Consider the following 8078-nt stretch of genomic DNA (forward strand, 5'->3'; position numbering starts at 1 on the left):
GCGCTCGTGCTGGTGGGGCTGCCCACCCAGAGCGCCGTGGGCACCTCGCTCGTCGTCATCTCGCTCCAGTGCACGGCCGGGCTGCTCGGCCACCTGGGACACGCCCAGCTGCCCTGGGGGCTCACCGCCGCCGTGCTCGTCACGGCCATCAGCGGCAGCTTCCTCGGCGGACGGCTCGCGGGCCACATCGCGCCGGGCACGCTGCGCAAGGGGTTCGGCGGGTTCGTGCTCGCCACCGCCTCGTTCATGGTCCTCGCGCAGACGCCTCCCGAGCTGCGCGCCCAGGTGGCTCCGCGCCTCGCCACGCCGTGGCCCTGGCTGGGGCTCGTGGGACTGGTGAGCGGCGTGGCCCTGCCCTATGCGCTGCTGTCCCGTGGCCCCCTGGGGCGCTCGCGAAGGACGCGGTAGGCCCGCCCCCCCGCCCGTTACACGCGGAAGCTGGTGACCATGGCCTTGAGTCGCTCCAGCGACGTGTTCACCTGCACCACGGCCTCCTCCGCCGTCATCGTCGACTCCACCACGTCGCCCATCATCTGCGACAGCGTGGTCATCACCTCGGTCATCTGCGAGATGCCCGCGTTCTGCTGCGTCACCGAGGCCACGATCTGCTTCGCCGCCTGGCTGCTCTCCTGCACCACCGTGGTGATTTCGCGAAGCCGGTCCGCCGACGTCATCACCTGGGCGATCCCCGCCTCCATCTGCTGGCTGTCCTGCTCGGCGATCGACACCGCCCGGCGGATGGCCTGGTTGATCTCCAGGAGGATCTTCCCGATGCGCTGCGTGCTCTGCACCGACTGGCCGCTCAGCGCCCGCATCTCCTGCGCCACCACCGCGAAGCCGCGCCCCTCCTCCCCCGCCCGCGCCGCCTCGATGGAGGCATTCAGCGCCAGCACGTTCGACTGGTCCGCCAGGTCGCGCACGCTGCCGATGATTTCACCCGCCCGCGCCGCCTGCTCCGACAGGTGCGCCACGCTGCGCATCAGCGCCTCCACCCGCGCCCGCAGCTGCCGCAGCCCCTGCGCGCTGCTCTCGATGGACTGGCGCCCCGAGGCGCTGAACTCGTCCGCCTGCGCCGCCACCCGCAGCACCATCTCCGCGCGGCTCGCCGCCAGGTTGGACGTCTGGGCGATCTGGCTCATCGTCGAGCCCGCATCCGACAGGCTGCGCGACTGGTGGCTGAGGAAGGCGAGCTGTCCCTGGCTCGCCTCGGTGAGCCGGCCCGTCGCCTGCGTCAGGTCGTCCACCACGGTCCGCAGCGTCTCCGGCACCGTGCGCAGCCGCAGCACCAGCGCCTCGATGCCACGGGCGAGCTGGCCGATCTCATCCCGGGAGCTCACGTCGATGTTCTGCGTGAGGTCTCCCTCGGTGGCGATGCGCGTGGTCACCTCCGTCAGCCGGGTGAGCGGCCCCACCACGCCCCGGGCCAGCCACGACGAGAGCGCTCCGAGCGCGAGGATGCACAGCACCACCAGGGTGACGATCCACTGCTGCCGCTCCTGTTGCAGCACGTGCATCTTGTCGAAGGACAGCTGCAGCCCGGCGTGGGCCTGCTCGCCCGTGCCGCGCAGGAGCCGCTCCAGCGTGGTGGCGCGCTCCAACGCCTGCTGGAAGGCCTCCTGCGCCCCGGGCTCGCCCCGGGCCGCCATCTCCACGGCGCGCTGCCCCTGCGTCCAGAAGGCGTCGAAGGACTCCCGCAGGCCCTTGGGCTGGGAGGCGTCCATCACCGGGTTGTCCCCCAGACGCGCCAGCGCCTCCTGGACGGACGCGGCCCCCGCCCGCATCGCGCCCAGCCGGGCCTCGTCCCGCGCCAGCCAGGCCTCGCGCAGGCTCCACTTCAACGAGGCCACCTGGGACTCCAGGCCCTGCGCCGAGACGAGCGCGGGCGTGTACCCCTCGACGATGTGCGTGCGCAGCCGCGCGGCATCCCGGCTGAGCACCATCGACATACCGAGGATGACCAGGAGGAAGACGGTGGCCACCACCGGTAGCAATGAGACCTTCTGCTTGAATGTCATCGCCCCTCGCTCCTCGCGGACGCCCCGGCCCGGCCGACCCTCGAGCGTTGACAGGCGTCAACCCCGAGTCGGCGCGCGTCCGTCGCGCGGGCCGTAGAATACCGGATGCGCTCGCCCCGTGCGCGAGCCCCCCCTCCCCAGGTGGCGGCGGCCCGGGGCTGGGGCAATGGCGACCCCGCCTGGGTCCCTCCAGGCCTCCCCGCTCGCCGGGGTGCCAGCCCCCCCCTCTGGAGTGCCCCACGGGGACGCCGGAGGAGCGGGAAGGTGAGACGCAGCGTCCGGGCCTCGGAGGTGGCCGCGCCATGTAGTCACAATGGCGGCCAGTGTGAAGTCGGGCGTGGTTGTCCCCCCATTCTCCTGGCGGGTCGGTTAGGACTGGGGGCATGAGTGAGACGAAGCCCTCCACGCGGAAGCCCTCCACGCGGAAGAAGAAGGACTCCCTCGAGGTGCGCGTGCGGCGCATCCATCGCCGCGACCTCAACCGGGCGTGGGAGTTCCTCAAGCTCGTCTTCCGGGACGTCAACCGCGAGACGGTGGAGTACCAGCGGCCCCGCTCCAAGCGGCGCTTCCTGGAGGTGTACTCCTCCGAGTGGATAGAGCAGCTCGTCTACGAGGTGAACGGCGAAATCGTCGGCTACTCCGAGTGCGCCTTCGAGGCCACCGGAGACGACAACTGGGTCAACCCGCGCTGGTTCGAGAAGCGGGGCATGCGGCCCCTCTTCGTCGAGGAGCTCGCCGTGCACCCGGACTACCAGGGCCGGGGCGTGGGCAGCTTCATCATGGAGCAGCTCCAGCACCTGGCGCGCACCCGGGGCTGCACCCACCTCGTGCTGGAGGTGGCCGAGAACAACGAGTCCGCGCTCGCCTGGTACCGCGCGCGCAGCTTCTACAAGCTGGACGCCGCCATCTTCCTCGCCCAGAGGGTGCCCGGAGAGCCGGACCTGCTGCCCCCGCGCCGGCTCAAGCCCCGCACGGCCCAGGCCGCCGAGGGCGCCAGTCCCACCACCGGCCTCATGCCCGAGGAGGTCAGCGGGCCCGCGCTCGCTGGCAGGAAGCCGCGTGGCTTGCGCGCGGCCTCCGGGGGGGCGCGCAAGAAGGACGTGGCCGCGCCCAGGCCCACGCCCGAGTCGGACGAGTAGCCCCGCGCCTCAGAAGGCCCGGCCCAGGCCCACGGACATGCGCGGCCCCACCCACCCGCCGTCCGTGTTGGGCTCCACCGGCGCGCCCGAGCCCTCCGGCGAGTGATGTGTCGGCGCGTCCCCCGCTCAGTGGGCGCCCGCGTGATGGCTGGCGTCGTGGCGGGCCTGGCTCGCCAGGTAGGCGTCCTCGGCCTGGACCAGGAGCGCGCGGATGGCGGCGGCGGAGGGCGCCTCCACCAGCGCCTGCCGCAAGCGCACGTCCCGCAGCAGCGCGGCGATGCGCGCGAGCACGCCCAGGTGCGTGCCCGGAGCGTGGGCCGGTGACGCGAGCGTCACGAAGAGGCGCACCGGCCTCCCATCCCGCGCTCCGAAGTCCACCCCGTCGCGCTGCACGGCGACGCAGGCGGTGGTCTGCCGCATCCGCTCGAAGCGGCAGTGGGGAATGGCCACCCCCTCCCCAATGGCGGTGCTGGAGATGCGCTCGCGCGCGACGAGCTGCTGCTCGAGCTGCTCACTCGGGGCCCGCGTCCTCGACGCGAGCATGTCGGCCAGCTCGTGCAACACGCCCGCCCTGTCTCGGGCCCTCAGCTCCGGACGGATGCAATCCTCCGCCAGGAAATCGGTGAATCGCATCACACACCTCCCCAGAAGCACGCGTCAGCCGGGCCTGACGTCGCCACCCCTCGGGCCCGAGCGCGCGCCTGAAGTCGGTGCGCGAGCAGGCCCCCGCGGCACCGGGCGCTCTCCGACACATGCTCGGAATGGTGGGACGCATCGGCAAGCCCAACCGTTCCGCTCAAACACCCCGTCTCACCCCGGTGTCCGGTGGCGCACCCGCATGGCCCTCGGGCGAGCAGCGACCCGAGCGTCTTCTCGTCGTCCAGCACCCGACGCTCCAGGCGCCCACCCCGCCGTGGCTTCAGGGACGGCCCTCCCCTCACCGAGGCTCCCGGTCTCAGCGGACCAGGGCCAGCCGGCGCGCCGTGGGCACCACCGGCCTGGGCGCGGGCCGCTCCACCACCTCGCCGAGCGCCTCCACCACGCGCTCGAAGAGCTGGTGATCCTGGCAGCACAGCACCTGCCGCTCCCCCTCGGCGGTGCGCACCGTGAGCCACCAGGTGTCCGCCGCCACCACCAGCCGCCCGATGGAGGCGAAGACGAGCACCGTGGCCACCACCAGCGCGGCCGTCACCGGCAGCGAGCCCGGCTGCAGCAGCAGCGCCGGCACCACCAGCGCCGCCGCCACCCCCACCGCCAGCGGCAGCTTGAAGCCCGGGGACGCGTGCCGCGTGCCGAAGTCTCGAATCTCCTCCAGCCGCCAGGAGCGACCCGCCGCCTCCAGCCGCTCGCTCGTCAACCGGAAGCCCTCCGCGGACACCAGCACCCGCTCGCCCAGAGGGGTGCGTGGCTCCGCCGACACCGAGGGGACCAACCGCGGCACGGACCTCAGGCCCGGCTGCGCCATCGACCAGGACTCACGCTCCATCCTCGTGCCTCCCGCGTTCACCCTGCATACCCGGAGCGTCCAGGACGCCCCCCTGGCCCCGAGGACGTGGCGCCGCCACCACCACCTCCCGCAGCAGCCCCTTCAACTCCTCCAGCGGAGTGCCCAGGGCGTAACAACCCCGCGCGCCCTGGCTCAGCACCGAGCGCCGCAGCCGCTCGTCATCGAAGGGCAGCAGCACGATGACAGGCGCGTGCCCCGCCACATTCCCCGCCAGACGCAACACCCGCGAGACACTCTCCCCGCCCTGCACCAGCGCGAGCACCACGTCCGGCCGGGCCTCGACGCCCGAGGCACGCAGGGCGATGCCCATGTCGCCCAGCACGTCGCGCAGCAGCGAGCTCAGCGACTCCTCCGCGTCTGGCGCGAGGATGACGCAGCACGGACAAGGGGTGGCGCATGGCGGCTCCTCACCCCCCAACACCAGCAAGTCACATGCCTGGAGTCCCTCCCTCGGGAGCGCGCACCGCGAGGCGCCGGAGCGTGGCAGCCTGCAAGACCGCCCTGGCGGATTGCCAGAAAGGGACCGGAGGCACACCTCCCGGGCGCACTTTCGCGCAACCTGTACACTTAGTGGACAAGTTCGCGCAGCACTCGACCGGAGGGGGGAGGCTCGCTCAGTGCAGGGTGTGGGATCGCGAGGCCGGGCTCAGGGTTCCACCGGACACCGCCACCGTCGCCGTGCCCACCGTCGAGGACTTGAAATAGAAGGTCGCCTCGGCCTGCGGGTTCGAGAGGTCCACGGTCGAGAGCGCACTGCCGGTGCAAGCCGGGTCCGCGTGGAAGGTGAGGCTCGAGGCCGCCGGGCCCGTGGCCGCCAGGGAGAACGTGCCCGCCGTGGGCACGAGGTTCCCGGCCGTGTCCTGGCTCTGCACGGTGACCTTGCCGGAGCAGGCGCCGGTGGCGACATCGTACGCGGGCGTGAGGAACGCGAGCACGGAGGCGGGCCCGACAGCCACCACCTCCACGGCGAAGGTGCGGCCGGGCACCGTGGCCGGGTCGTAACCCGCGCCGGAGATGACGTTCGAGGTGATGACGTTGGCGGTGCCGTAGTCCGCGATGGCGGCCTGGTAGGTGGGGTTGGAGGCCGCGGCATTGCGGAGGGTGTTGCCGGCCACGCGCAGGCGCGTCGGCGTCGAGGGCCCATCGGCCCCGGAGCCCTCGAGCTGGGAGAGGTAGATGCCCACATCGTTGTCCGCGAGGGTGTTGCCCTCGATGGCGAGGTCGGTCACCAGCGGGCTGTTGTCGCCGAAGTAGCTGCCGCCGATGACCAGGATGCCCGCGCCGAGGGTGTTCTCCGTGGGGCCCGTGTAGGCATTTCCGGAGACGGTGTTCCCCAACACCCGTCCCCGGGCCCCGAAGCCCACCTGGATGCCATTGCGAGCGATGTGGGTCACCGGCCCCTCGGCATCCACCGTATTCTCGGAGATGGTCACCTCCACGGCGCCGACGGCCAGGATGCCCAGCTTCTGGGCGGAGATGACATGGTTGCGCAGCACGTCCACCCGGAAGGGGCCACGGCTCGCGTCGTCGTTGCGCACCTCGATGCCGAAGCCCTCCTGACAGCCGCTCGTGCCCGAGCCCTTCTGGAGGTCGAGCACCGTGGAGCCCACGATCTCGCCCGAGGCCCCTTCGAGCAGGATGCCGCGAAGCCTCGCCGCGTCGAACTCGCAGACGTTCTTCAAGCCGGTGGCGGTGACGATCACATCGCGCACGCGCGCGGTGGTGCCCCGGTTGCGAATCACGGCCCCGGTGAAGTGGCCACCCGGCGGATCCACCGCCGTGACGGTGTGGTTCTCGCCGTCGAACGTGTAGTCCTCTGGGACGAGCAGCGTGGTGTCCGTGGTGCAGTCGGCCGCCAGCGCGATGCGCCCGTCCTCCAGCGAGAAGACGCACGGCGCCCGCGTGCACGTGGGGCCCGTCCAGGTGACTGGGAACGTGTGCGAGGTGCTGCGGCCCACGCTATCGGTGACCGTCATCGTCACCGTGGGAGTCACCCCGGGCGGCAGGCAGGACAGGGACGTCCACACCACCTCACTGTGGCCCGCCTCGTTCACCGCGGTGCCCACCGTGCCCGCCGTCGTGGACCACGAGAAGGACAGGGACTCGCCCCGGGTCGCGGAGACGGTGACTGCGAGGCGCAGGATGTCCCCAGGGCCCACCGAGGCCGGCGACTGCACGGTCTCCTCGATGACGAGGGGAGGCCGATAGGTGACGGGGGGCGCGCCGTGTTCGTCACAGCCCGCCGCCCACAGCGCCAGTCCCAGGGTGAGGAGCGACAGGTGCTTCACTTCCGCTCGGCTCATACTCTCGCGACCCCCATTCCCGGCTCGTAATGAGCGTCACGGTACCGGTGGGGCCTGGCGCCTCAAACCAGGTTCGCCGGCTCGGCGCGGCCGAGTGACCAGCGCTGGACGTCCGAGGGGGGCGAGGCCCCGCGGCGAGGACTCGCCCACGAGGCGGACAAGCTGAAATGATGACGGCCCATGAACACTTCCACCCCGGGCCGGTGGCTCGCCTTCCCGCGCATCCTCTGGCTCTCCCTGCTGGCCGCGCTGGTCCTCGCCCTGCCCACCGTCTGGCTGGGCTTCTTCAGCGACGACTTCACCCACCTGCTCATCCTCGAGGGCTTCCCGTCCCTGGCCTCGCCCTATGACCTGTTCCGCTTCGCGGGCGGCGACCCCGAGGGCCTGCGGCGGATGATCGACCAGGGGCCCTACCCGTGGTGGACGCTGCCCGAGCTGAAGCTGGCCTTCTGGCGCCCCCTGTCGAGCGCGCTCGCGGTGCTGGACCACTCGCTCTTCGGCCGCAACGCGGTGGGCTACCACCTGCACTCGCTGGCCTGGTACCTCGGCATGGTGGCCCTCTTCGGCGCCCTGCTGCGGCGCTTCCTGCCGGGGACCGTGGCGGCGCTCGCCCTGTTCCTCTTCGCCATCGACGGCGCGCACTTCCTCGTCGCGGGGTGGATCGCCAACCGCAACGCACTGGTGGCCGCCGTGCCCACGCTCTTCGGCGTGTGGATGCACCTCGAGTGGCGCGAGGCGCGCCGGCCGTGGGCCCTGCCCCTGTCGCTCCTCGGGCTCGCCGTGGGGCTGCTGGGCGGAGAGACCGCGCTGGGCGTCTTCGCCTACCTGCTGGCCTATGAGGTGCTGGGCGCCCGGGACGGCGTGAAGGAGCGGGCGCGGGCCCTGGCCCCGGTGGCGCTGCTCGGGCTCGTGTACCTCGGGGTGTACAAGCGGCTGGGGTATGGCGCCTCCGGCTCCGGCTCCTACGTGGACCCGGTGGGCGAGCCCGGGCGCTACCTCCTGGCCGCGCTGGGGCGGGTGCCGGCGCTGCTCGGGGGGCTGGTACTGGAGGTGCCCGCGGACCTCTGGGCGCTGAGCACGGGCGTGCGTCCCATGCTGGTGGGCGTGGGGCTGC

8 protein-coding genes are annotated in these 8078 nt (G+C 72.3%); 3 read left to right on the forward strand and 5 right to left on the reverse strand.

Annotated features, from left to right (window positions below; genetic code table 11):
- Positions 1 to 408, forward strand: a 408-nt coding sequence (locus VF697_RS34240; RefSeq protein WP_331101660.1) for a sulfite exporter TauE/SafE family protein, incomplete at its 5' end; no start/stop codon positions are given.
- Positions 409 to 425: 17 nt separating this feature from the next.
- Here the strand turns inward: VF697_RS34240 and VF697_RS34245 are convergent.
- Positions 426 to 2015: a methyl-accepting chemotaxis protein gene (locus VF697_RS34245; protein ID WP_331101662.1), complete on the reverse strand. Its 1590-nt coding sequence runs from the start codon at positions 2013 to 2015 to the stop codon at positions 426 to 428.
- Between the two features lie 383 nt (positions 2016 to 2398).
- Here VF697_RS34245 and VF697_RS34250 point away from each other — a divergent pair, with 383 nt between their 5' ends.
- Positions 2399 to 3154, forward strand: coding sequence for a GNAT family N-acetyltransferase (locus VF697_RS34250; RefSeq protein ID WP_331101664.1), 756 nt, complete (start codon positions 2399 to 2401; stop codon positions 3152 to 3154).
- A 126-nt stretch (positions 3155 to 3280) separates the two neighbouring features.
- Here VF697_RS34250 and VF697_RS34255 read toward each other — a convergent pair whose 3' ends face one another.
- From VF697_RS34255 to VF697_RS34270, 4 genes are all read right to left on the reverse strand, one after another.
- Complete coding sequence (locus VF697_RS34255) at positions 3281 to 3787, reverse strand: PTS sugar transporter subunit IIA (RefSeq protein ID WP_331101665.1); 507 nt, start codon at positions 3785 to 3787, stop codon at positions 3281 to 3283.
- Positions 3788 to 4109: 322 nt separating this feature from the next.
- Entirely contained in the window at positions 4110 to 4640 is a 531-nt protein-coding gene (locus VF697_RS34260; RefSeq protein WP_331101666.1) for a DUF6232 family protein, read from the reverse strand.
- Positions 4630 to 5088 (reverse strand): DNA-binding response regulator, encoded by a 459-nt coding sequence (locus VF697_RS34265; protein WP_414641384.1) that lies wholly within the window; start codon positions 5086 to 5088, stop codon positions 4630 to 4632. Before VF697_RS34265 ends, VF697_RS34260 begins: the two co-directional genes overlap by 11 nt.
- A gap of 187 nt (positions 5089 to 5275) precedes the next feature.
- Positions 5276 to 6964: a right-handed parallel beta-helix repeat-containing protein gene (locus tag VF697_RS34270; protein WP_331101667.1), complete on the reverse strand. Its 1689-nt coding sequence runs from the start codon at positions 6962 to 6964 to the stop codon at positions 5276 to 5278.
- Positions 6965 to 7144: 180 nt separating this feature from the next.
- Between VF697_RS34270 and VF697_RS34275 the strand changes: the two genes are divergently transcribed.
- Positions 7145 to 8078, forward strand: a 934-nt coding sequence (locus VF697_RS34275; RefSeq protein ID WP_331101669.1) for a hypothetical protein, incomplete at its 3' end; no start/stop codon positions are given.

The sequence above is a fragment of the Archangium sp. genome (genome assembly GCF_036388035.1).
Lineage (GTDB): Bacteria > Myxococcota > Myxococcia > Myxococcales > Myxococcaceae > Archangium.

Bases quoted from the DNA above. Each gene is read 5' to 3' on its own strand.
- VF697_RS34245 (WP_331101662.1), bottom strand. From the start codon at position 2,015: ATGACATTCAAGCAGAAGGTCTCATTGCTACCGGTGGTGGCCACCGTC.
- VF697_RS34255 (WP_331101665.1), bottom strand. From the start codon at position 3,787: ATGCGATTCACCGATTTCCTGGCGGAGGATTGCATCCGTCCGGAGCTG.
- VF697_RS34250 (WP_331101664.1), top strand. From the start codon at position 2,399: ATGAGTGAGACGAAGCCCTCCACGCGGAAGCCCTCCACGCGGAAGAAG.
- VF697_RS34270 (WP_331101667.1), bottom strand. From the start codon at position 6,964: ATGAGCCGAGCGGAAGTGAAGCACCTGTCGCTCCTCACCCTGGGACTG.
- VF697_RS34260 (WP_331101666.1), bottom strand. From the start codon at position 4,640: ATGGAGCGTGAGTCCTGGTCGATGGCGCAGCCGGGCCTGAGGTCCGTG.